Origin of the sequence: Pseudovibrio sp. Ad46 (assembly GCF_001623065.1) — a bacterium.
Classification (GTDB): Bacteria; Pseudomonadota; Alphaproteobacteria; order Rhizobiales; family Stappiaceae; genus Pseudovibrio.
Map to the genome: position 1 here is coordinate 80,919 of NZ_LMCG01000072.1, position 22,967 is coordinate 103,885.

A 22,967-nucleotide genomic window follows, 5' to 3' on the forward strand; every position below is an offset into this window, starting at 1 on the left:
GGCGAATGCGTGTTGCAATCGGTATCGCAAAAATATGCAGAGAGCCTTGCCGGATGCGCCAACATAGCAAAGCTCTCTGCGCACACTGGCCAACTTTGGAAAGGAACAGCCAGCATGAGTAATGATCAGCGGAAAGAGCTAGATGAGTTGCAAGCAAAATACGACTTGCTTTGTATCTTAATCTTGGGAGTTTACGGTCGGTTAGGCCAAGAGGATCAGGTACACGTACAAAACCAATGGTCAAATGAAGGCATAGCTTGGCAAAATAACTGGACCGCCAATGCAGGCGAATACTTCGTGACCACAACTTATAACAGTATAGAGAAGCAATTAAGCGATGTGTCCATATCAGCGGCTCGGCATGCAATCTAGAGAAAGCTGATCTTTGCTCTCCCCAGGCTTCAAGATTAGTCATGCAGCGGCTACATGCAGCGTAATGTGCAAAAGTTACACGATATCCATCAATTTTGAACACTTCGCCACCTCCCCCAAAAAAATGCGATGCGTGACAAAGTTAGCTGTATTGAGGGGTTCATCTCTCAATGCAGCTAACTCCTGCCAATCAACTCTTGTCAGCAGGGAGTTTTTTATTCTCAGAGACTTGCTGTTGCTCCAACATGAAAAGCTGATAAGACCTTTCAAGAACGGCAGTTTTCTCAGAGAAACCATCCCGTTCAACGCGAGAGATGCAACTTTGAGAGCACCCAAGCGCACGCGCCATCTCCAACTGAGTAAGCTTAGCTTTCATTCGAATTTCGGTAGGCTCTAGCATCGCTACAAAATCCCGTGGGTATAATATTTACTCGACACGTGTATTTTCAATGCCAGATGCATAGTCCAAAGTCAACACCCAATGCATAAAGCCGATTGGCACTGTGGAGCCATGGAACCACACGAAAGACTTAGAACAGCCCGCTTCAATGCAGGCTTTAAAACAGCTACAGCAGCCGCCAAGTCTCTTGGCGTCAACGTTAGCACCTACTCAAGCCACGAGAACGGCTCTAGGGCATTCGGTCATGAAGAGGCTGCTCACTATGCCCGCCGCTTCAAAACATCTCCCCAGTTCCTTTTGTATGGAGAAGGCCGATCACCCGATGATGCAAAACCAGACGCTGATGACCTAACACACAGCCTGCTGGGTGAAATGGCGAACAATTCTGATAGACCGCAAACGGATAAGCTTGACTTAGAGTTATTCTTAAAGTCTTTTGAAGAAGGAATAAGACTTGAAGAGCAAATTCTTGATGGCAGGGGTAGCATTAGAGATTTATCTATTATAGTTGAAAATATTTATAACGCTGCAAAGAAGAAAAAGACTGATAAGTGATATTTTTTAACTGAAGGATACTGTCCTAAAGTTTCGCTACGCGCTCTAACCATAAGTACCTAAAGAGAGACCATATGGACAACGAAAGCGCACTATCACTGATCTGGCATCGTCCAACCTTCTCACACAAGGAGGAAGTTTTGGACCTTATTAAGACCGCCGAAAAGTACGACCTAATCACACCACTTAAGATGATGTGTGTTAATCTTTACGATTGCCCCTACATCGATTTACTAAGCGAAAAGCAGCAAAAAGAAGTAATCAACGCCTTTCGCCCCGCGCTGGTTCTGGCGTACACACAACAGAAACAGGAGCAGGAAGTTGCTTGAGTACACCAAGAGGCGCCCCGCTACTGCACTCATACTCGAAGAGTTGAGCACAACGGGTGCACAGCTTTTGCACATCTGGAATAAATCCAATGGGCACCTCTCACCCGAGTTCATCGATTACGCACGCAAAGTACTGCTCATGGCGCCACCTGCCACCCCCAGCGACAGCCCTGACATTCTAATGATAGGCAACGACAGCTTCGCACGTCACGTGTTCGGGGCGGACTGGGCTCAACACCCAACCAGAGCCAGAAAGGCGATGTCACTGACATATCGACAATTGGTGGCAAGCAGTTATTGGAATGCGCACCAGTCAAACAAGCCAATTTTTGACCTGATCGGCGCAAACCTTTCCGACAATAACTATCGCGAGTATTGCAGACTAATCCTGCCCGTACATTCACGAGCAGGAATTTCACAGCTTGTAGTTTTCACGAAAGAGCTACCTGATCAATCATCTCGCGCAATATCACTAATCAACTGATTCAGAGCGTATGAAGGGTTTGCACAAAACGCCAACCCCTTTGGAAAGTCTCGAGACGGCACCTCAAAGCGAATGCCATCTGACTGTCCTACCAACCATCCCCAGCGCGCTCCATTTCCATTCAAGAAATCAGTGGGACGCATCCAGCAATAAATCCAATCAAGTCGCCAAAGATCAAAAGCCATAATCTGCGCGAACTCCATCAATCTGCGCGCGTAACCCCGTTTCCTGAGATCTGGCCTTATCCAAAGATCGCCCAGGTATCCAACCTGCCCCGAAATACGCTTCGCGATCTCAGGCTGAACATTCGTCACCTGTACAGGATTGCCATCAACATCAACATATCGCAATCGCCAATAAGTAGCCAAGAAGTCCGACAACGCCAACCCTTGCAGCGGCTCTAGCCTAATTGCCGCAAACCCACATAAATGCCTCTCACCAACTAACCTCAGCCCTAGCCATGCAACATTCTCTTTACTCTGTGCGTTGAGAGAATATGCAAAATGCGGTGTAAGCCCGCCCTTAGCCTCGGGCAAAGCTTCTTCAGCAGCGGCAAACGATTCCCCCTGAACAATCTCAAAGCCATTTTTCTCAAACTCAGAAATCAGCTTAGCAGCTGCCTGATAGAGCACTAAACGCGCCACCATATCGGTACCTCCAAATCCCCAAAGAGCAATTGGATGCAGATATCCACATAAAACCTAACGAAATTACCCCTTAAATCTAACAATCAACATAGTTTGACTCGTGTCCTAAATTCATTTTTCGGACACTGAGCATAATATTTATGCCATACGCATTGACAATCGCGTATACTCAGAGCATATTTTTTACACTGACTGTGTGGATTTGAATATCATGACCGAATTTGAAGCAATTAAGCTTCTTCGTGAACATCGAAGAAAACTGTCTCGACTTCCAGCTGGCTCATTAGTCCGTTTTCGAAGGAGCCCGCCTGAAGACTTAGGCCGATGCAACATCGGTATTGTGCAACGAGATGCAGCCCTTAGTGCTGTGGTCGTTCTCTACATCGATAGCGACAACCAACCTCAGCAAGCAGTAGCAGCAGTTTCAGATTTATTTATCGCAGAGGGTGAACGAGATGACATCTCAGATTGATGACAAAAAGGTGCGGGACACACGCGACGATCTACAACCGGGAATCGACAACCTGACCAGCCAGATCAAAAGCGCCGCGGTGTCTGACACAGATAAAGCAACTCTCGCTTTGCGTGCAGGGAAGGCAATCGTCTCAAACGTTGCAGAAGAGATCTTGGTGAACCAGTTCGCCGAGACACTCTCAAAGGAAGATGAAGACACCACCGCCTAACACAAAATAGAGAGAGAGGGCCCTGCTCTGTCTCTCTATCTCCAAAAGGAGTATTTCGATGCATAGCGCCACAATCATTCAATTCCCTGCGACTAAACAGAGCCCAGCTCAAGCACCCTCCAAAACCGTACAGCAAGTGGGCGAAGAAGCGCTCACCCAGACAAAGGACGCTCATAGAGACCTCTGCACGTTCCTCTCTGACTTGAGCTTCATGGTCAAAGAGACCCCGCAGGATCGCCGCGCGATCAGCGCTCGCATCCTCGCCATGCACGAAACACTCACCAACGCCGATATCGCGCTGGTGAAGATGCTTCAGCAAATGGAAACCGCAATTCCAGCAGGTACTCTTTAGGGCCTCCAACACCTCACCTCTTCGCTCCCCTCAATCACGAGGAACAGTCCCATGAATAGCATTGATAATGACGTATTTAGTGATCGCTGCAACGTGCCCCTGTTCCTCTTGAATGAGGCGGCAAAGCTTACTGTTCTCGTACTGCTTGGCTACACGCTGCTGTGCCTCGCTCCTGCCCTCGATCAATCAGTGATCGACGCAAAACAAAGCATCCCTTCTGACTTCATCAGCTCCCAGCTTTCCTCATTCGATGCTGACAAGCCACTCAAGTAAGGACGCGCCATGCCTATACCGATCATCTTCACCGTGAACTACTTTCGCATGTGGCAGCTTTACTTTTTCGGCTCAGCGCCTGTGCTCTACGGACCAGCCCTATCGCAGGAGAACGAGCAATGAAGTGCCCAACTTGCGTTGGAACCGGACGCGATGACTATTTCCACCTTGCTCTAAGTGAGTGTGAACGCTGCGACGGAACAGGCTCACTCCCAATTGAAGACCTAAATCCGTCTGCCTTGAAATCGGCAACACGAGCCTACTGGTCTACCTTGCCCGTGAGCGAGCATCAGACCTCTGATGTTCTCACGCCAGGCAATCAAATCAATCTGGCTTGGCATGCTGCAAAAATCATTTTCGCATACCAGAGACACAACAAGCCTCTAACCGAGGAAGAGAGCAAGCTGGCTACATTCCAGCACGTCACCCACGCCCATTAGCATTGCCGAGGTTACTCCTCCCAAGCGCGAAAGCGTCGCCTCGGCAGTGGCGGCTCAGGAAAGGCGCACCTGAGCCGCTTCCCCTTCTCTCACGACTGGAAGCACCGCAATGACAATAGACCTGACTCCATACGGTCTCTCCAAGAGAGAGCAGCAAAAGATCATAAAGCGCGAGAGGATCAATCGAGCGCGTGGGAACTGGGGGCCATGGCAGATCAAAGAGTTTTCCAAGGGGACCGTTGGGCACGGATGGGCGGCAGAGTTCACCAGAGCGCACAAGAATGATGTGTTTAGCGTTCTGGACCGCACACTATCCAACGGCATCCGCCACCTTGCAATCACATGCCTCTCTGAAGTCCGCCCATCATGGCCCGAAATGCAACGCATTAAAGATGAGCTTGCCGGACCAACTGCCACCGCCGTTGAGGTCTACCCTCCGAAGGCAGAAATCATTGACGATGCCGACATGTATCACCTTTGGGTCGTGACCACCTCTCTCCCTTTTTCTCTCTTCGATAATCGTAGGAGCGAGTGATGCAGCTGGAGCCGGGCATGACCCCTATCCACATCGGCATCAAGCTCACAACCAAGCCTGAGGCCTTGGCAGAGATCCTGACTGCTGTTGCTGTAAATGCTCCTCCAGAGCTTGTAGAGCAGGTCAAAGAACACATGCCAGAAGCCCTCCATGACCACACATCCAACTTTCTTGAAAAACTACTGATCGCAATAACCATCTAAACCCACCAACCGCATGTTTTTACTCAGGTCGCTAGCGACTGATTTGAAGGATGATAGAAATGCTGAATAGTCAGAGAGTTAACACTGCTTCTTCTACGTCAACACCAAAGAGGATTATTGAGATGGAAGGTAGGACAATGCTAACCCCTAAAGAGGTCGCCAAGCGCTGGGGCTTGTCAGATCAAGCCATTCGTAACATGATCAATCGAGGAGAACTTCACGGCACGCGATTTGGCACAGCGTACCGCATCCCGGTTTCGGAGGTAGAGCAATGGGAGCAGAGTATAAGCTCACTAGCCACAGAGGAAAGTGGGTCGTCGAGTTCAAAGACCCAAACACAGGCAAGCGCAGAAGAATTTCGACGGGCGCGACTGAGTACCATCTAGCTGAGCGCATACTCCCCAACATCATAAAAGCCGCAGAGGGTTACACAAAACACTCTGTGGCTGATTTGTATAAACTCTGCCAACAAGACAAGAAAGCTCAAGGGAAGAGAGCCCACGAAACAATGGGCCACTATTGGAAGGCTCTCGCTCCACATTTTGGGAACAAAGCCCCAGAAGACATCACGGTACAGCATTGCAGGGATTATGCGGTATTTCGAGCGAAGCAGGGAAGAAAGCAGTCCACGTTTGTTAGTGAACTGAAATATCTACGCCTCGCGCTCAGATGGGCGGTTAAACATAAGTACCTTGATGAGGCACCATTTATCGAAGTTCCCAGTGACCCGCCTCCACGAGATAGGCATCTCACAAAAGCTGAGTTCTCAAAGCTCGTAGCCGCTGCCAACAGCCCACATATCCGTCTCGCGATAATACTGCTCCTCACCACTGCCGCTCGCGTAGAGGCAATATTACAATTGACCTGGGATCGAGTTGATTTCGACAGACGAAAAATCATCTTGAAAGATCCTCTGGCGAGTATGATGCAAAAGGGCCGTGCCGTTGTGCCTATCAACGATCTATTGTACGCCGAACTCAAATCAGCTCAGATCAATAGATCCTGCGATCACGTTATAGAGTGGCGTGGCGAGTCTCTCACGAGCATCAAACGAGGGTTCAAGCGTGCAGTGGAACGGGCGAACCTGAACGATGTTTCCCCCCATGTTTTACGGCATACTGCAGCAGTTTGGATGATCGAGGCAGGTGTACCAATGGACGAAGTAAGTCAGTTTTTGGGGCACGAGAGTATCAACATTACTCGCAAGGTCTACGCTCGCTTTAGCCCAGAGTATTTGGCCAGCGCTGCAGCCGCGCTGGACGTTGGTACACTCGTACCAAGCCCAGACTGGCCCTATTAGATTCATTGGCTTTATAGAATTAGTAAAGTGGTGCCAATTGTTAAACATCAATGAGTTGAGGTAGATGCCCGTGACTGGGGGTGAAGGGGTCGTCGGTTCAAATCCGGCCTACCCGACCATTTTTCTCACAAAACCAATATTTTTGCGGGTTGGGTCAACCTAACCTGCCGCACCGGATAATGTGCAGTTGCTTGCACAAAAAAAGGGGACTGACCAAGCCAGTCCCCTCGTAAATGTAATTCTCAATAAGACCTATTGAACAACTTCACCTTTATCGATGACTGTTTTGCGGACAACCTCAGCAAATTCCTGCGCTTCCTTTCGGATTTGATCTTCATCCACGGTCAGCACGTCACGCTTGTCCATCAGGATACGGCCATCAACAATCGAGGTGCTGACATTGGTGGCGTAAGCAGAATAGACCAGCGCAGAGTATGGGTTAAAGATTGGCACCATGTTGGGCGCTTTGGTGTCGATGATGATCACATCAGCCAGTTTCCCAACTTCCAATGATCCGATCTTATCCTCCATATGCAGCGCACGAGCAGCACCAATGGTTGCCATTTCAACCACTTTGACCGGAGGCATCGCAGCCCGGTCTTTGTTGGCCAGTTTGTGAACCTTCGCCACCTGCCCCAACTCATCAATGATGGAAAGCGTGTTGCCAGACATCGGGCCATCTGTTCCAAGTCCGATACGAAGCCCCTGATCGAACATCTTCAAGGCAGGTGCAACACCCTTCGCTGATTTGATGTTGGCACTCATATTGTGAGAGACACCAACATCATGATCCTTCAAGATCTGGATATCATCATCATTTGCTGTGATGGCATGCGCTGCCACCCAATGTTTTGACAATGCTCCGATTTCCGCCATGTAACCGATTGGCGTTTTGCCGGGCATCCGCTTTTCAATCTTCTCACTTTCACGAGAAGATTCAGACAGATGGATCAGGACCGGAACATCCTTCTCTTGCGCCAGTTCATTTACCTTCACGAGCACTTCAGTTGTGTTTGTATACGGCGCATGAGGTGCAAATGCTGGTGTGATCCGCGGATGGTCTTTATATTCCTCAATGAAGTTCAAAGCATAGTTGATGCCCTCTTCTGCATTTTTAGCATCCGCCACCGGAAACTTGATCACAGTCTCACCAAGCACAGCGCGCATACCGATCTGGTCGACCGTCTTCGCAACTTCATCCTCAAAGTAATACATATCAGCATAGGTGGTGACGCCACCCTTCAGCATCTCCACATTACCAAGGTTTGCACCAATACGAACCATATCACGCGAGACGAGCGCCCCTTCCAACGGGAAGATATACCGATGCAGGCGATCAGGAACATCATCAGCCAGTGAGCGGAACACAGTCATAGAAACGTGGGTGTGCGCATTGATCATGCCGGGCATAACAATATCGCCATCCGCATCGATGGTTTTGTCGGCACTATAGTCAGCACTGTCAGACCCATCAGACACCGCAACAATCTTGTTGCCCTTGATTGCCACAAGCCCACGGTCATAAACGGTTTTTTGTGCATCCATGGTCAGAACGTGCGCGTTGGTGATCAGCAGATCAACCACCTCACCCGCATGCGCATGTGCATGTGTAAGAGCCGTAAAACCAAGAAGAAGAGAAATGAAGCTAAGTTTTTTCATGGAACCTGCAATGCCTTTCCAGCAGTTCAGAATTTGGATGCCCGGTTGTAATGGGAGAACCTGCAAGCACACTAAAACGTCCTTAGCAGAACGTCATTGGTAGTTCCCATTACAGATTGCCCGATGCTCCAAAATCGCTGGGGAGCTTTACGGCACCGCTGCGTAAGCTCCCTTCCAGTCGCAGTGCCGCTCAAATCTATGCCATTCGCTCTTTCTGGATCATCAGATAGCCACCAATGCCTGCTGCAACAACAAGCGCAAAAGCAAACGCCCACTGCAACGGCCCGGAACCAGCAAGCATGCCGGATATGCCGGAAATCAGAACCCCGGCCTTACTCACGCCCTCTGGCGTCAACCAGGTGCTCATTGCAGAGGTTTCTTCGCCCCGCGCTTTGGCAGCCCCATCCGGCACAACGCCATCACGGACACGCAATGTTTGAACCGCTGACGCTGGCGATTTGATCAACTCAAGTGACCGTTGCTGAACATCCCTCACCCGGCGCATCCATCCATTTTTGTTGTAGGGCCAGTTCTTAAGCCGCTTCATGAAACGCAAGCGCTCAGCAGAAAGTGTACCCACCAGATCACGGAGATTGTGCGTCTTGAGTGCCCCAAGCGTTTCAACACCAGCCAGACCATCAGCAGCAACGCCCAGAATACTCTGAAGCGTCTTGACCGCCCGCGCAGGTCCTGAGTTCACGGCGAAATCAAAAAGCGCATAGTCCAAGCCCGAAGGCATTTTGTCTCCCTTCACAGCATCCCAATACTGTGCCCGAAAGATATCGACAGCCTCAGCCTGCTCCATAGACCGCACCTCCTGAACGCTGACAGTTTCCCCCCGCCATGCACTCAAGGTCTTCTGTGTGATGCCAAAGTTTGTAGGACCACCCGGATCAGCCTTCCGGCTTCGATGGGTAAACCCTCCTTCACTCTCAAGCAAGTCCGAAACGATCAGTTGAAAGGTATCTTGCATCTCTCACTCTCCTAATAAAAAACGGGAGCCAAAGCCCCCGTGCAAACACAAAAAAGACCGCAGATGCGGCCTATGAAATTCAAAGATATCGCTCAGGTCTGCGGCACCACTGGCAGGAAGAAATGTAAGGACAATCGAACCTTGCCTCCGGTAAAGCTGCCAGTATTCGCAGTAATCCGGACTGGCGTGTCCGCATAATACGCAGTTGGTCCAATCACGCCTGCATTATTAGAACCAACGGCAATCCCCAAAGAGCCTCCAAACTTGCCAGCCTCACCAGCAGTTCCGCAATCGTAGGAGCTTGCACCCGTGACAGCCTCAACCACGCGGGTGGACACACAAAACACGATTGCACGGGAGGGAATAACCAAAGAGCTTTCAGTAAAACCGCCAGAAACGGTGATCAGCTCATCTGCGGTCACAAACTGGCTCTGCGCACCATGAGCGCTCTCGCTCAGCACAGTCTTTTCCTGCTGAAAGGCCGCACCGCCGGTAACGTCATCAACGCCCAGTCCAGCGACAGAAGAATACCCAATCCATTTACCATCTGAGTAAACCTGCATCGCGCCAAGGCTTTGCACCCAGGCCGCCCAACCTTCAACTGGAGCTAAAAATCGCCAGATATCACCATCAAAGGCCGCGATCTTACTCTCCTGTCCTGCAAAAGCACCTGTCGCAGCTGCAGGAACGATATAACGCTCCCCTTCTGCGGGGCCTGCAGGTGGTGCACTCACACTGTTGGAAACAACGCAAAGCTGCACAACCAGATCAACAAGTGCCAAAGCCTCGTTGTGCGTGACATGCTTTTGCGCTTGAGCAGCTGCCAGAAATGGCAGTTTAAGATGCGATGTCGTCTCACTCATCATGATCCCCATAGATCGCCTAGCCTACGCAAAAGCGTACCATCCAGCGCAACAAGGGGGATAAGTTGAGATCAGAGCCGCAGGCAGATCAGCCCGCAGCAGCAATCAAAAGCTTAGGCAACGTGGCGACCAGTACCATCACCAGCCAGAGACCAGATACGCGTGCGGTTGCGAGCCATTTTCTCGTCAACGGCAAATGAAAGCTCAGCACCATGCAAACCAACAAGACGATGCAGCAGGATCGCAATCTCCGCGGCATCAGCAGCGACATCACGTGAACTCTCGCCGCTTTCGACAGCCAGTTGCAGAGCGGCAAGCTCTTCTTTTGCCCGCGCAATCAACGCATTCAGGTCAGCCACTTGCCCAAAGGTTCGCTCACCCCAGGCCGTAATGCTTGCACTGCTTTCAATGGTTACCATGTTCGCCCACCTTCAAACTCTGGGGCCTGTTCTTTAAAGGATGGCAAGCCAACCTGTTCTAAAACAAACCCAAAACAACAAGCCGGAGCGCTCAGGACGTTGCGATCAAGAGCGACGCCTCCGGATTTTGAACATGAATTGAACTCACCCTTACCTTCATCCCGTTAGCCCTCAGGACAAAGAAAAAGCGGAGACAACTTCCTGTCCCCGCCTATTCTTCAGGTAAAAAAGGCCAGACTTTGGCCCTTTTTTGATAGTTTACATGGTTTCCAGAGCTGAAACAGACTCATTCATGGCCTGATCAAGGACATCCAGCAGGTAATCCGCATTTTCCTTAGAAAAAATCATCGGTGGCCGCATCTTCAACACATTGTCATAAGGCCCCTCGGTTCCCATCAGAATACCAAGGTCTTTTGCGCGGTTGGCAATACGTTTCGCCATATCTGTTGCAGGCTCTTTGGTACGCCGGTCTTTCACCAGCTCGATACCAAGGAATAGTCCCATCCCGCGCACATCGCCAACAAACTCATACTTTTCCATCATCTTTCGGAAGCCCGAAAGGATGTAATCACCAACAACACGCGCATTCTCACGCAATCCATCCCGCTCAATCACGTTCAGCACAGAAAGCCCGACAGCACAGGAGACCGGATTACCGCCAAAGGTGTTGAAGTATTCCATGCCATTGTTAAAGCTGGCAGCAACCTCGCGAGTGGTCACAAGCGCGGCCATAGGATGACCACTGCCAATCGGCTTGCCCATAGTAACCACATCCGGCGTCACACCTTGTGTTTCAAAAGCCCACCAATGCGATCCGACACGGCCAAACCCAACCTGCACTTCATCAGCAACGCACAGGCCACCCTCCGCACGGATCAGCTTGTAGACCTCCTCCAGATAGCCATCTGGCATGAACACCTGACCAGCCACACTTGGAATTGATTCAGCAATGAAGAATGCTGGGGCACGGCCTTGTTTTTTCATCAAGTCCAGCTGCTCAGCAACATTTTGCACATAACGTGCAGCGATCTCCTCAGGTGCCCAGTCAGCCGGAGCACGATAGGCGTCCGGAATAGCTGCCTCAAACACATGATCAGGCCGTCCTTTACCACCGTTGCGCTTGTATTTGTAAGGGCTCAGCGCAATCAGCTCAGGTGTTGTGCCATGATAAGCCCAATCCAGAACAACTGCATCACGACGCCCGGTATGCGCCTCTGCCATGCGAAGCATCAGGCTGTTCGCCTCACTGCCCGTACACACAAACGAAGCAACCGCCAGATCATCCGGCAGTGTCGCTGTCAGACGCTCAGAGTACTCAACGATGTTGTCGTGCAAATACCGTGTATTGGTGTTGAGCAAACCCGCCTGATGAGACAAGGCCTCAACCACATCTGGATGTGCATGACCCAGATGGCAGACATTGTTAAAACAGTCCAGATAAGCCCGCCCGCGATGGTCGATAAGGTAAGCCCCCTCGCCACGCACAAACTTGATCGGTTCGCTGTATGAGATGGAAAGGTTCGGCAGCAGATTTTGACGGCGCGATGAAACGATATCGCAGACTGATCGTCCAGCACTGCCCAGTGTTTCTTGCGGGAGCCCGGCAAAATCGATAGCGGACGGGAACAAATCTGCCCACACATCAAGATACTTCTCTTCACCAACACCAAGGATTTCTTCGGCACTCAAAGAAACATCTGCACATAGCTGTAGGTGAAGATGGGGAGCCCAGCCACCATTTTCATCTTCTGCACCCAGATACCCAACTGTCTCACCGGCCTTGATCACATCACCCACGCTCAATCGGCTCGCCGCCTCATGCGCCATGTGTCCCCAAAGGCTCACAAACGGCTGACCGCAATCCGTTTCATGATCCAGCGCAATCATGCAGCCATAGCCAAGTGGATCCGTCTCAATTACCACAGACCGCACTTTTCCATCCATAGGCGCACAAACACGGGTTCCTGACGGCAGGAACAAATCAAACCCCAGATGGTTCCGGCGACGCTCTCCCTCAATGAAACGACTCTCAAAGAAGTCGGAGGAATAAACACTGCGGCTTTCACCCCATGGCCCAATGCCAAGTTCAACGCCATGCGCCTCGCAGTACTCTTCCCACCATTCCTGTGCAGCTTCTGGCTGACGGTCACGAGACGTCACAGTCATCTCATTCTCAGGATCAGCATAAGGTACCAGCGCCTTGGACATGAGCTTGGGATGGCGCGCAAACAACGGGGCAAATGAGTTCCGGTTTTTTGCACAAAACGCTGCCACCTTCCGAGCACCCGGCACAGCATCAAAACCACAGGCCTTGCGCAGGATTGCAGTCGCAAACGATGGTTTCATGCCATAAAGTTTGTAAAGCAGGTTCCAGGCTGGTGCTTCACTGACAGCAAGGTATGGATTGTCGTCAGTCTCATCTTTCCGCAGAGCGGACAAACTCACGCTTGTCACCAACCGCATCGCAATCAGATCAAAGAGAAGATCAACCTCCCCTTCTTCCAACGGATACTCAGCATGGTAGGCAGCAGCCAGATCAGCAGCAGCTCCAATCGGATCAGCCAGCTCCATAATCGTATAGGCCGCTGCAATCGCAACTTCCGCAATCACAGGCGTATGCAGGCTGTCACCAAAATCAATAAGACCACAAACGCGGGAATGATCTTCTGGATCAACCAGCACATTCCAGTCATTGGCATCATTGTGAATGACAGCAGCTCTCAAGCCGGCAAGCTGCGGAGCAACAATCCGGTCAAACCGATCAAGGAAGTACTCAACCACGCGCCGCTGATCAGGATCACCAATGGCACTCAGACGCGCGCGCGCATCGCCAGCCGCACGTAAATCCCATTCAAAGCTGCGCAAAGCACCGGGATGCACGAAACCACGCAGCGCCTTATCCATCTTGCCAAGCAACGTTCCCAAACTGGCAACAACACCATCTTCACGCTGAGTTTCAGCCAACGGCACCCCGGGAACCCAGGAAACCACCCGCATGGCATGAGATGCTCCACCCGGTCCGGCGACACTCTGCGTGGCTCCACCATCTTTTGTCAGGCGCAGGCGCGGCATAGGCAAATCCGGAGAGGACACAGCAAGATGTTGCAGCATGGCTGTCTGAAAACCTGTCTCAGCGTCGGGCTCACTGGCATTGACGAGCTTGACCGTCCAGCGCGTGCCATCCTCAGCATCAAGGCGATGGTTCTGGTCGCGCTCGCTTTCCAATGGAGACAAGTCACCTTTCAGGTTCCAGTGCTCCAGCAGAAGGGCTGCAATGGTATCGCGGTCAAAATTAGGGGCGGGATGGCTAATATCAGTCATAAGTCTCTCCGGTTGCCCGGAATATAACGCACACTGATATTTCAGAACACCGACTTTATGTCAGTTGCACCGCCACTATGTCGCGATTAATAAGTATTTTACCGGCACTCATCCTGATAGCCCGCGCAGAGGAATCTCAATGCTCGATGCCACCGACCGCGAGATTATCGCGATCCTTTCCAAAGAAGCCCGTATCCCGATCAAAACACTGGCAGCCCGCATAAACCTGTCTCGCAGTGCCACCAGCGAACGCATCACACGGCTGGAGAACAACGGCACAATTCGCGGCTACAGGGCAGACATCGGCGGCCTCGATCCCACGCACATCTCCGCCTTCCTGTTCATCCGCCTATCACGCACGCCAATGCGTGAAATCCTCGACATACTGGCGGCGTTTCCAGAGATTAAACGTGTGAGTTCGGTAAGTGGAGAGCTCGACCTTGTGGTCGAAGTCGTTGCCTCCTCAATGGAGATGCTCAACAACGTCAGAGACGCCATCGCATCCACTGACGGTGTGAAGGACCTGACAACCACTGTCATTTTGCGGGATGAGTTTCAACGCACCTGAAACAGCAAAGGGCGCCGACTGCAACAAAGCAGTGACTGACGCCCTTAAACCAACGCTCAGGTTAGCATTTCACCAACCCAAGACCCTATCAATTTTTGTAGATTATCGCGCCTGATCCAGCATACGCTTACACTCCAACAACTCAAAGAGCGTGGACTGCAGCCGATCAACATTGTCCTTGGAAAGTCCAGCAGAACCAGCTGCCTCTTCCTTTTCAGAGCCCATCAAACGATCCATGAAGCCAAACGCTCCATGTCCACCTTTGCCATGCTGATCCGGCTCGTCATCCGGCAATAGACCGGACGGCAATGGCATCTGCGGCTCAGGCTCGCTCTCAAGCGGAAGAACCGCCTGTTCTTCTACAGACCGTTCAGCAACCCAGTCTTCCTGCGGCTCATACATCTCATCTGGAGACGATATGATAGCCTGCGCGACCGCAGCTTCCGCTGCACTCCGCACTGAACCCTCAGAAACTTGGGATGGATCAGGAGCTACGCCGACAGGCGTATTGGCGCTGGACGAGGTTGGGATGACAACGCCACCACCCTCTTTCCAAACGTCCATAACGACACGCACGCCTTGCTCTCGCAAAATACGTTGCACGCCTTTAATCGTATAGCCTTCCCCATAGAGCAAATGGCGGATACCGCGCAAAAGCTCAAGGTCGTCAGGTCTGTAGTAGCGCCGTCCACCGCCTCTTTTCAGAGGCCTGATCTGGGTAAATCGTGTTTCCCAGAACCGCAGAACGTGCTGCGGCAGATCCAGTTCACTCGCTACTTCACTAATTGTTCGGAACGCGTCGGCGCTCTTCTCCACGATGCAGACCCTCTAAACCTTACTATTATCGGGGCAGCAAATTAGCTGGCGCCCTCAACCAGTGCATCATTAATGCGCTGTTTAAGAACATTGCTTGGCTTGAATACCATAACCCGGCGTGGAGAGATCGGAACTTCCTCACCTGTTTTTGGGTTACGGCCAATGCGTTCACCTTTCGAGCGAACAACAAAAGAGCCAAAGCTAGACAATTTGACAGACTCGCCGCCTTCCAGGCTGGCAGAAATTTCTGCAAGTACCTGCTCAACGAGTTCGGCAGATTCAGTCCGAGATAGGCCGACTTTCTGGTAAACCGCTTCACATAAATCAGCGCGGGTTACAGTGTGACTACCCATTCCACCCTCCTCCGGTAAAGCCATGATCCGTAAGAATAAAGCTTGCTTTCAACAAGTTACGGTATGGCCAACCGGCGTCAGGGTCAACAGCTCATTTGCTAAGAAATGCAACCCTCTGGGGTTTTTTGCCGCTTTTTACCACTTAAGGAGTACTGAACCCCAGGTAAAGCCGCCGCCCATTGCTTCCAGCATGATCAGATCTCCCTTTTTGACCTTGCCAGCTTTAACAATGCTGTCCAGAGCCAAAGGAATCGATGCAGCCGAAGTGTTGCCGTGCTCGGAAACTGTTTTCACTACCTTTTCAGGAGCGATGCCAAGTTTCTTTGCAGAGGCATCAATGATGCGTTGGTTCGCCTGGTGCGGAACAAACCAGTCCAGGTCTTCCGCAGTTGTGCCAGTGGCATCAAAGGCAGCTTCAATCACATCAGTGACCATGCCAACCGCGTGCTTGAACACTTCTTTGCCCTGCATGCGCAGATGACCTGCAGTCCCAGTGGTGGAAGGACCACCATCCACGTAAAGCTTTTCCTTATGACGGCCATCAGAACGCAAATGACAGGTCAACACACCGCTGGTCTCAGCAGAAGCCTCACCTTCCTGCGCTTCCATGACAACAGCGCCAGCGCCATCGCCAAACAGAACACAGGTCGTACGGTCTTCCCAATCCAGAATGCGGGAGAATGTTTCAGCGCCAATTACAAGCGCACGCTTAGCCAGACCACCGCGCAGGTATGCGTCGGCAGTGGTAACTGCATAAACAAAACCAGAGCAAACAGCCTGAACGTCGAACGCAAAACCGTGGTTGATACCAAGTTCTGCCTGCACAGCAACAGCCGTTGCCGGGAACGTATTGTCAGGTGTTGAGGTTGCCAGAATGATCAGATCAATGTCCTGCGCATCAACACCGGCATTTTCCAGCGCAGCCTTGGCAGCATTCACTGCAAGGTGAGACGTAAACTCACCTTCTGCCGCTATATGACGGTTCTTGATCCCGGTACGCTGAACGATCCACTCATCAGAAGTGTCAACAATCTCGGTAAGCTGCTGGTTAGTAAGTGCTTTTTCAGGCAGATAGCTGCCACAGCCCAAAAATACAGAGCGAAGTGCCTTCACTTTAAACCCTTCAGTTTTCTTCAGCCTCTGAGAAACGACCACGATGGTAGTTTGCCAGATCCTCGGAGATCTTTTTAATCAATTCATTCTTGGCCATATCATAGGCAAGTTCAATGGCAGCACCAAAGCCTTCAGCGTCTGTTCCGCCATGGCTTTTGATAACAATCCCATTAAGCCCAAGAAAGACCCCGCCATTGACTTTACGCGGATCCATTTTCGCCCGAAGCCGCTCGAAAGCACCTCGTGCAAAAAAGTAACCGATTTTCGCCATGAGCGTACGTTTCATAGCAGCCCGTAGGTAGCCAGCAAACTGTTTTGCGGTTCCCTCGGCTGTTTTGAGTGCAATATTGCCGGCAAACCCTTCGGTCACAACAACATCAACGGTGCCTTTACCAATGTCATCACCCTCGACAAAGCCGGAGTAAACAAGGTTTGGAGGAGACAGTTCGCGCAGCATTTTGCCTGCTGTACGCACTTCCTCAACACCCTTCACCTCTTCAACACCAATATTAAGGAGACCAACAGTCGGCTGCTTAACACCATGAACAGAACGACACATAGCGCCGCCCAAAATAGCAAAGTCGATCAGCTGCTGTGCATCCGCGCCGATCGTAGCACCCACGTCAAGCACAATGGATTCACCGCGAAGTGTCGGCCACATTGCCGCAATCGCAGGACGCTCAATACCAGACATGGTGCGCAGGCAAAACTTGGACATCGCCATCAGCGCGCCCGTATTGCCTGCGGAAACAGCAACATCTGCTTCAGAATTTTTAACCGCAGCGATCGCATTCCACATGGAAGATTTACCGCGGCCCTTGCGCAAGGCCTGACTCGGTTTTTCGTCCATGCCAATCGACACATCGGTATGATGAACAACGGATGCCTGCTTCAGACGAGGGTATTCCTCGAGCATTGGCTCGATGACTTTATTGTCACCGAAAAGTAGGAATTCGATATTCGGGCAGCGTTGCAGCACCTGATCAGCACCAGGCAGCACCACCTCAACACCGTAATCCCCCCCCATAGCATCAAGAGAAATACGTATTTTTTCAGACATTTCCAATTTCTTGCCTTGTCCCAACAAAGTCTGCCCTTGTATCGGCAGACCTCGGAATAGTTAAGAGCATTTTCCCTAAGTTCAGTGGAAATGCGCGTCGCGAAGATACTCGATTATAAACGTCTCGCAACACCCACCTCTAAAAAACCTTTGCAGCAATCTAAGATTATTTTTTGCCTTTAAGGGCTTCTAGTGCAGCAAACGGAGAAGGCTTCTGCTCTTCATCCTGTTTCAGTTCTTCCTCCGGGTCCGGAGCATATTTGTCATCCATTTCAACCCCTTTAGCCCGAGGAAATGGATCCAGACCCAACGCAAAGTGTTCACAAACAACAGCTCCGAAGTCCACCTGGGGGCCTTCGAAATAATCCGGCGGATCACTCTCATCAATATCCAGATCTACTTCCAAGGTATCATCATCACTTCGACGACGCCCCCGGGAATCTTGATCCGGCAAAAATGTACGATCGAACTCTTCGTCCACGATGCACTCAACTGGCTCAAGCGTAACAACACATTGTTGAATAGCTTTGGCGCGGATGTGACCGCGCACCGCCAGTCCGTCACGGCGCCACGGACGCACTTCAAGGTCGGCTTCGAACTCAGGCAGCTCTATCAAATCATAGGCCTTGGCGATCTGCGCCCGCTCGCTCTCGTTGAGAACAAGCTTTACTTGTTTGGTTTTCTTACCAAGACGCACCGCATCAAAAAAATAGGCCCACGGGTATTCAGTTTCAGCCATCGCTGGCGCTTTCCCTTATAAGTTCGGTTTTTGGAGCCACAAATTTGACGTCGCCCGCAAGAATTTCATGGGTTGGAAGGGCAGCAAGACCTTCCACCGCCTCATGCATGTAATGAACCAGCGCTCTTATCGCAACAGCTTCACCGCCCTCGCCATAAATGTTTCTTACAAAGGCCTCAAATAGAGCGGAATTGTCCTTGTTTTCCAGAGCCTGCATATAGCTGGCTGTGCGTCCGTAAAACGATTCGACCATAATTCGAACCCGTTTACGCACACCTTCATCGCCAATACCGATCTCTCGCATGCTCTGGTCCATATCCTGAAAAAAATAATCGAATACAGCCTGTGCAAATTTCCGGGACGCCTTATCTTCGCCTCCTAACCGGTGAAAGACACAAAAAGCGTGCAAAACAATCATCTCGAAGCGACCTTCGCTCGTATCAGGTATACCATAGTGCTGATAAAACACTGGTAGTCGTGCCTGCGCGACGATCCGCTCGTAAGTTGTTCTGACGGATGTGTCTTTACGTCGACGGAAAAAACCGAAGATCATGGCACCTCTCTTGCGCTTGTCGAGTTACTTGTGTGACTGCCACGAGGATGGCATAAGCACAAGTCTGAATCTAAACCGCTTGCTTGCTGCATTTTGCTGCAATTTGCAAGCCAACAGGATGTTTGGAATGATTGCATTCGCACGCCGTACTGTGTTCCTCGCTTTTTTGAGCCTGCCACTTGCCGGCTGCTTCACCCAGACACTGACACATGGCCAGGTTGTTTCACCTGATTCAATTCAAGATGTTCAAGTCGGTTCCAGCCGTGAGCAGGTAGAACTTCTCCTTGGTAGCCCGTCCACCACATCTAATCTGGACGGTGAAGCTTACTATTATATCTCGCAAAAGAGCGAAACAGTGGCATTCTGGTCTCCGTCAATCGTCGACCAACGTGTTGTCGCTGTTTACTTTGATAAAGATGGTTATGTGAAGTCCGTTGCTGATTACGGCATTGAAGACGGAAAAGTCTTTGATTACCTCGGCAGAAAAACACGCACCGGCGGTGCTGATTATGGTCTCCTGACGCAGATCCTGCGTGGAGCTGCAAATCCATCAATCGGTCTCTAAGACCCGCCCATCACGAGTTTAAAAAACGGCGCCTGTTTTTCAGGCGCCGTTTTTTTTTGCGTTCAAAGCCAACAGGCCAGGCTGCTCTATCCCATTCATATCGCGAATGCTGCCAAATCCTAAGCTTCATGCTTAAAATCACGCCGGTGTTATTGGAGGTTTGCTACATGTGATCCTGTATTGAGGAGTTATACGCATTCTGGCCGTCTTCTTCCGTGGTTTCTTCAAGGCATTAGAGCGCGTTCCTTTTGATTGGAAACAATCAAACGACAAGAATTCGCTCCACCAAGGATGTTAGATCGCGATGCGTGAATGCAAATAAACGCGACGTGCTCTAACGACAAACGCGAAGTAAAATCATGACGCACTCCTCTACTGCCCTCAAAAAAATTACAGATCTGCGCCCCTCAGATCACGCTCTTTTTATCTATCTCACACTCGTCACAGCAACCTACCTGATCTGGGTTGGCCTGCTAAAGCTGACAGGTCCGGAACATCAGCAAATCGAGTTCTGGCTCGGCAACAGCCCCATATTCAGTGGAGTGGTTCAAGCACTCGGCGTGCCTCTCACCGGCGTTCTGATGGCTCTTTTTGAAGTCCCGGCAGGCATTCTGGTTCTGCTTGGCCTGAAAGATCGCCGCCTTGGCATTCTTGGCTGCCTGATGGCCATGCTGATCTTCGCCCTGAACTTCCTTTACCTGTTCACAAACCCTGTGTGGATGGATGCTCTCGGAGGTTTCCCGATTATAGGCTCCGGCCAAAACCTCCTGAAGTACCTCTCCATGTTTGCAATCCCGGCGTACATCCTCGGGCATCACATGCACACAGCTGGCAAGGAGCAGACCGCAGGCTCTCTCAAAAAGCTGGCCGTGTTCGCAAGCTTCGCTGGTATCGCACTGGTCATGGGCTGGATCGGCGCCATGAAGTTTTATGAGTTTGAGGCACAAGGCATTGTCCGCCTGATGCAGTCCAACATCCTCTTCAGCTGGACCTATCAGATCTGGGATGTTCAGGGCGCTTCCAACTTCATCGGTATCGTTGAGTGGGTCTTCCTGCTGCTGCTGCTCTGCCTGCCATTCAATCGCTTCCTCGGCGGTCTAGGTGTCCTCGGCATCGCTGCTACAGCACTCGGCACCCTCACCTTCATGTTCTCCGTACCGGGCTGGGATGCGGATTCATTCTTCCCTCTCCTCAACCGTACAGGCATCTTCGTGCTGAAAGACCAGTTCCTGCTCGCAGCAGCCATCATCCTTTGGCGCAATTACTAAGCAGCGCATAGACAGCAATGATAGGAAAGCCGGTGTTCCATAAGGAGCACCGGCTTTTTCACGTTCACCTGAAGGTATCCGACAGTCGTAATGACCTGCAGCACTCTTCCCAATAGGCTGGTCAGGATTGCGATTGTATTGGAAACAAAGATGTTTGAGACATATCGCGGGATTGTTTACCCGCAGCAGGAAGATCACATGGGCCATATGAATGTGGCCTGGTACACCTCCAAATTTGATGAAGCGACATGGCACATGCTCGCCCACATTGGCATCACCCCAGCCTATATCCGCGAGAGCAACAAAGGCATGGCTGCACTGGAGATCACATATAAGTATCTGGCGGAGGTCTCCGCAGGCGACCTACTTGTCGTACGCTCTGAAATTAAAGAAATGCGCGACAAGACCATCCTCTTCAAACACACCATGTTTGACTCAATCACCAACACACCCGTTGCCACCATGCAGGCCGTCGGTGTCCATATGGATCGCGAAGCCCGAAAGTCCTTCCCTTTCCCCGCGCATGCAAGAGAACGCTATGAGGCCCTGCTGCCAGAGCCAGCAGCCTGATCAGGTACCTCAAAATTACTTAGCAGGTTTCAGATAGGAGCCGCCGCAAGAACAACAGACTATAGTAATCCTGTAAGTGAATCTGAGTAGGACATGCAGCATTGCTGCATACCAGATTGATGCGGGCAAATTCTTGATTGAGTGCGGGCGTTTTTCGCAAAAGGATGGGTTCCATCAAAGTGTTGGAGCATGCGGCGTAAACAAGAGTGCACGCTGCATAATCCTGAGTTTCTCTGTTTGCCTGAGTCAGTCTAGGGGAACCAGCTTTTGCGAGCGCTTAAGGTACCTGCGATAAAAAAACGCATATCGCCAGTTCTACAGTTTCTAGCGGTTGTCGGCATAGCGCTGACAGCCAGCACGGAACTTCGCGCGCAAGTGGGCAACTGGCCATTAGCCTGGGCGCAATGGCACAACGAAACCCGCGATTGGGGCGGTATTCGCACCAACCTTTCTGACGAGGGTCTTGATCTAGGTGTGCTCTACACCCAGGACGTTGCCGCAAACCCCGTTGGCGGCCTGAACCAGAGCGCAACTTATGGCGCGCGGCTGGAAGGCATGGCCATGCTGGACTTTGAGAAGATCTTCGGCATCAAAGGCAGCAGCCTGCACTACATCATGTATCAAGGTCTGGGACAGGGCCTGTCACAGGAGGTCATTGGCAACGACTTTGGCGTCACCCAGATTTTCTCAAGCGACATCCTCGCCATCGCCAACTTCAGTCTGGAGCAAAACCTGCTCAATGATCAGCTGTACCTCTCCGCCGGTCGCCTCGCTGTAGGCGACATCTTCGCAAGAGACGATACCTTCGCGTACTATCTCAACGGCGCCCTCAACAGCACCCCTGGTCAGCTGCTCATCAACCAGCCCACTTTCACCACCTACCCCTTCAACATATGGGGTCTGGCAGGCAACTATACCTTCCCCGGCAATCAATACGTCAGCCTCGGCGTCTATGACGCGTCCGTGGATGATCTGAACAACGCCGAAAACGGCTTCAATTTCCGCTTTGCGCCCAAAGGCAGCGTGCTGATGGTTGGCCAAGTTGGCGTTAATCCGGGAAAAGACGACACAAGCAAGTATCTCCCCGGCCACTATCAGCTGGGCGCCTTCTACAACACTGGCAGAGTAGATGTTCTGGGCACCACCACGCAAACCCGTGAAGGCAACTGGGGCGCCTATGCCATCGCACGGCAAATGATCTATCAGGAAAAGGACCTGCAAGGTCTGAGCCTCTGGGGCCTTGTTACAATCGCGCCACAACAAGCCATCAACACCCAACCTCTCGGCATCAGCGGCGGCTTGTTCTACCAAGGCCTGATCCCCAACAGAGACAATGATGTTACTGCCGGAGCCTTCATTCTTGGTTATTTCAGTGATCACCTGCCCGGTCAGTCTTATGAGCTCGTATTCGAAGCCACCCATCGCTACCAGTTCGCCGATTGGTCCTATCTCTCACTGGACTTTCAATACGTGGTCAATCCCGCCGGAAACGACGACATCCCGGACGCCTGGGTCTTTGGCACCGAGTTCTCAGTGAAATTCTGACCTCTGCCC

27 protein-coding genes are annotated in these 22,967 nt (G+C 51.3%); 15 read left to right on the top strand and 12 right to left on the bottom strand.

All coding sequences use genetic code 11. From position 1 onward, the window contains the following. Positions 1-114 precede the first annotated feature (114 nt). The 3 genes from PsAD46_RS20035 to PsAD46_RS20050 all read left to right on the top strand — a co-directional run bounded on the left by PsAD46_RS20035 (position 115) and on the right by PsAD46_RS20050 (position 1,656). On the top strand, positions 115-372 hold the full coding sequence (locus PsAD46_RS20035; protein WP_063307717.1) for a hypothetical protein: 258 nt from the start codon (positions 115-117) through the stop codon (positions 370-372). 511 nt (positions 373-883) lie between these two features. Beyond that, positions 884-1,327: a helix-turn-helix transcriptional regulator gene (locus PsAD46_RS20045; protein ID WP_153040930.1), complete on the top strand. Its 444-nt coding sequence runs from the start codon at positions 884-886 to the stop codon at positions 1,325-1,327. Positions 1,328-1,401: 74 nt separating this feature from the next. After that, positions 1,402-1,656 carry a hypothetical protein gene (locus tag PsAD46_RS20050; RefSeq protein WP_057464815.1) on the top strand — a complete coding sequence of 85 codons (255 nt, stop codon included), beginning with the start codon at positions 1,402-1,404 and terminating at the stop codon, positions 1,654-1,656. A gap of 450 nt (positions 1,657-2,106) precedes the next feature. Here the strand turns inward: PsAD46_RS20050 and PsAD46_RS20060 are convergent, their stop codons facing one another. Further along, a complete protein-coding gene (locus PsAD46_RS20060) occupies positions 2,107-2,787 on the bottom strand; it encodes a GNAT family N-acetyltransferase (RefSeq protein ID WP_063307719.1) in 681 nt (226 codons plus the stop codon). Positions 2,788-3,242: 455 nt separating this feature from the next. Between PsAD46_RS20060 and PsAD46_RS28440 the strand changes: the two genes are divergently transcribed. The 7 genes from PsAD46_RS28440 to PsAD46_RS20095 all read left to right on the top strand — a co-directional run bounded on the left by PsAD46_RS28440 (position 3,243) and on the right by PsAD46_RS20095 (position 6,573). Then, positions 3,243-3,470, top strand: a complete 228-nt coding sequence (locus PsAD46_RS28440; protein ID WP_208981011.1) for a hypothetical protein — start codon at positions 3,243-3,245, stop codon at positions 3,468-3,470. 58 nt (positions 3,471-3,528) lie between these two features. Next, complete coding sequence (locus PsAD46_RS20070; protein ID WP_063302068.1) at positions 3,529-3,822, top strand: hypothetical protein; 294 nt, start codon at positions 3,529-3,531, stop codon at positions 3,820-3,822. A 51-nt stretch (positions 3,823-3,873) separates the two neighbouring features. Further along, entirely contained in the window at positions 3,874-4,095 is a 222-nt protein-coding gene (locus PsAD46_RS20075) for a hypothetical protein (protein ID WP_063307720.1), read from the top strand. A gap of 119 nt (positions 4,096-4,214) precedes the next feature. Next, positions 4,215-4,535 carry a hypothetical protein gene (locus tag PsAD46_RS20080; RefSeq protein WP_063307721.1) on the top strand — a complete coding sequence of 107 codons (321 nt, stop codon included), beginning with the start codon at positions 4,215-4,217 and terminating at the stop codon, positions 4,533-4,535. Positions 4,536-4,644: 109 nt separating this feature from the next. After that, a complete protein-coding gene (locus PsAD46_RS20085) occupies positions 4,645-5,070 on the top strand; it encodes a hypothetical protein (RefSeq protein WP_063307722.1) in 426 nt (141 codons plus the stop codon). After that, the gene (locus PsAD46_RS20090) at positions 5,070-5,273 is read left to right on the top strand and encodes a hypothetical protein (protein WP_063291625.1); all 204 of its coding nucleotides are present in this window, start codon (positions 5,070-5,072) and stop codon (positions 5,271-5,273) included. The genes PsAD46_RS20085 and PsAD46_RS20090 overlap by 1 nt, the downstream gene beginning before the upstream one ends. Before the next feature lie 271 nt (positions 5,274-5,544). Further along, positions 5,545-6,573 carry a site-specific integrase gene (locus PsAD46_RS20095; protein WP_063307723.1) on the top strand — a complete coding sequence of 343 codons (1,029 nt, stop codon included), beginning with the start codon at positions 5,545-5,547 and terminating at the stop codon, positions 6,571-6,573. Between the two features lie 252 nt (positions 6,574-6,825). On the opposite strand, the gene PsAD46_RS20100 is transcribed toward PsAD46_RS20095, so the two are convergent. From PsAD46_RS20100 to PsAD46_RS20120, 5 genes are all read right to left on the bottom strand, one after another. Continuing rightward, a complete protein-coding gene (locus PsAD46_RS20100; RefSeq protein ID WP_063291632.1) occupies positions 6,826-8,232 on the bottom strand; it encodes an amidohydrolase in 1,407 nt (468 codons plus the stop codon). A gap of 196 nt (positions 8,233-8,428) precedes the next feature. Further along, the gene (locus PsAD46_RS20105) at positions 8,429-9,205 is read right to left on the bottom strand and encodes a glycoside hydrolase family 108 protein (RefSeq protein ID WP_063291623.1); all 777 of its coding nucleotides are present in this window, start codon (positions 9,203-9,205) and stop codon (positions 8,429-8,431) included. A 92-nt stretch (positions 9,206-9,297) separates the two neighbouring features. After that, positions 9,298-10,068: a DUF2793 domain-containing protein gene (locus PsAD46_RS20110; protein ID WP_063291622.1), complete on the bottom strand. Its 771-nt coding sequence runs from the start codon at positions 10,066-10,068 to the stop codon at positions 9,298-9,300. A gap of 113 nt (positions 10,069-10,181) precedes the next feature. Continuing rightward, the gene (locus PsAD46_RS20115) at positions 10,182-10,487 is read right to left on the bottom strand and encodes a hypothetical protein (RefSeq protein WP_063289197.1); all 306 of its coding nucleotides are present in this window, start codon (positions 10,485-10,487) and stop codon (positions 10,182-10,184) included. A 258-nt stretch (positions 10,488-10,745) separates the two neighbouring features. Next, entirely contained in the window at positions 10,746-13,808 is a 3,063-nt protein-coding gene (locus PsAD46_RS20120) for an aminotransferase class III-fold pyridoxal phosphate-dependent enzyme (RefSeq protein WP_063307724.1), read from the bottom strand. A 139-nt stretch (positions 13,809-13,947) separates the two neighbouring features. On the opposite strand from PsAD46_RS20120, the gene PsAD46_RS20125 reads away from it, so the two are divergent. Then, positions 13,948-14,376, top strand: coding sequence for an Lrp/AsnC family transcriptional regulator (locus tag PsAD46_RS20125; protein ID WP_063305406.1), 429 nt, complete (start codon positions 13,948-13,950; stop codon positions 14,374-14,376). Positions 14,377-14,478: 102 nt separating this feature from the next. Here the strand turns inward: PsAD46_RS20125 and PsAD46_RS20130 are convergent, their stop codons facing one another. The 6 genes from PsAD46_RS20130 to PsAD46_RS20155 form a co-directional block, all read right to left on the bottom strand. Further along, positions 14,479-15,192 (bottom strand): MerR family transcriptional regulator, encoded by a 714-nt coding sequence (locus tag PsAD46_RS20130; RefSeq protein ID WP_063305407.1) that lies wholly within the window; start codon positions 15,190-15,192, stop codon positions 14,479-14,481. Positions 15,193-15,233: 41 nt separating this feature from the next. Then, entirely contained in the window at positions 15,234-15,545 is a 312-nt protein-coding gene (locus tag PsAD46_RS20135; protein WP_057464306.1) for an integration host factor subunit alpha, read from the bottom strand. A gap of 135 nt (positions 15,546-15,680) precedes the next feature. Next, entirely contained in the window at positions 15,681-16,658 is a 978-nt protein-coding gene (locus PsAD46_RS20140; protein WP_063305408.1) for a beta-ketoacyl-ACP synthase III, read from the bottom strand. A gap of 10 nt (positions 16,659-16,668) precedes the next feature. Next, positions 16,669-17,718 (bottom strand): phosphate acyltransferase PlsX, encoded by a 1,050-nt coding sequence (plsX, locus tag PsAD46_RS20145; RefSeq protein WP_063307725.1) that lies wholly within the window; start codon positions 17,716-17,718, stop codon positions 16,669-16,671. Between the two features lie 166 nt (positions 17,719-17,884). Next, positions 17,885-18,457: a DUF177 domain-containing protein gene (locus PsAD46_RS20150; protein WP_063307726.1), complete on the bottom strand. Its 573-nt coding sequence runs from the start codon at positions 18,455-18,457 to the stop codon at positions 17,885-17,887. Next, a complete protein-coding gene (locus PsAD46_RS20155; RefSeq protein ID WP_208860422.1) occupies positions 18,450-19,010 on the bottom strand; it encodes a ubiquinol-cytochrome C chaperone family protein in 561 nt (186 codons plus the stop codon). The genes PsAD46_RS20150 and PsAD46_RS20155 overlap by 8 nt, the downstream gene beginning before the upstream one ends. 127 nt (positions 19,011-19,137) lie before the next feature. On the opposite strand from PsAD46_RS20155, the gene PsAD46_RS20160 reads away from it, so the two are divergent. From PsAD46_RS20160 to PsAD46_RS20175, 4 genes are all read left to right on the top strand, one after another. Further along, complete coding sequence (locus PsAD46_RS20160; protein WP_057464446.1) at positions 19,138-19,575, top strand: outer membrane protein assembly factor BamE; 438 nt, start codon at positions 19,138-19,140, stop codon at positions 19,573-19,575. A 359-nt stretch (positions 19,576-19,934) separates the two neighbouring features. Continuing rightward, a complete protein-coding gene (locus PsAD46_RS20165) occupies positions 19,935-20,843 on the top strand; it encodes a DUF417 family protein (RefSeq protein ID WP_063289202.1) in 909 nt (302 codons plus the stop codon). A 150-nt stretch (positions 20,844-20,993) separates the two neighbouring features. After that, a complete protein-coding gene (locus PsAD46_RS20170; RefSeq protein WP_063291617.1) occupies positions 20,994-21,413 on the top strand; it encodes a thioesterase family protein in 420 nt (139 codons plus the stop codon). 267 nt (positions 21,414-21,680) lie between these two features. Beyond that, positions 21,681-22,958, top strand: coding sequence for a carbohydrate porin (locus PsAD46_RS20175; RefSeq protein ID WP_208981943.1), 1,278 nt, complete (start codon positions 21,681-21,683; stop codon positions 22,956-22,958). The last annotated feature ends 9 nt before the right edge of the window (positions 22,959-22,967 follow it).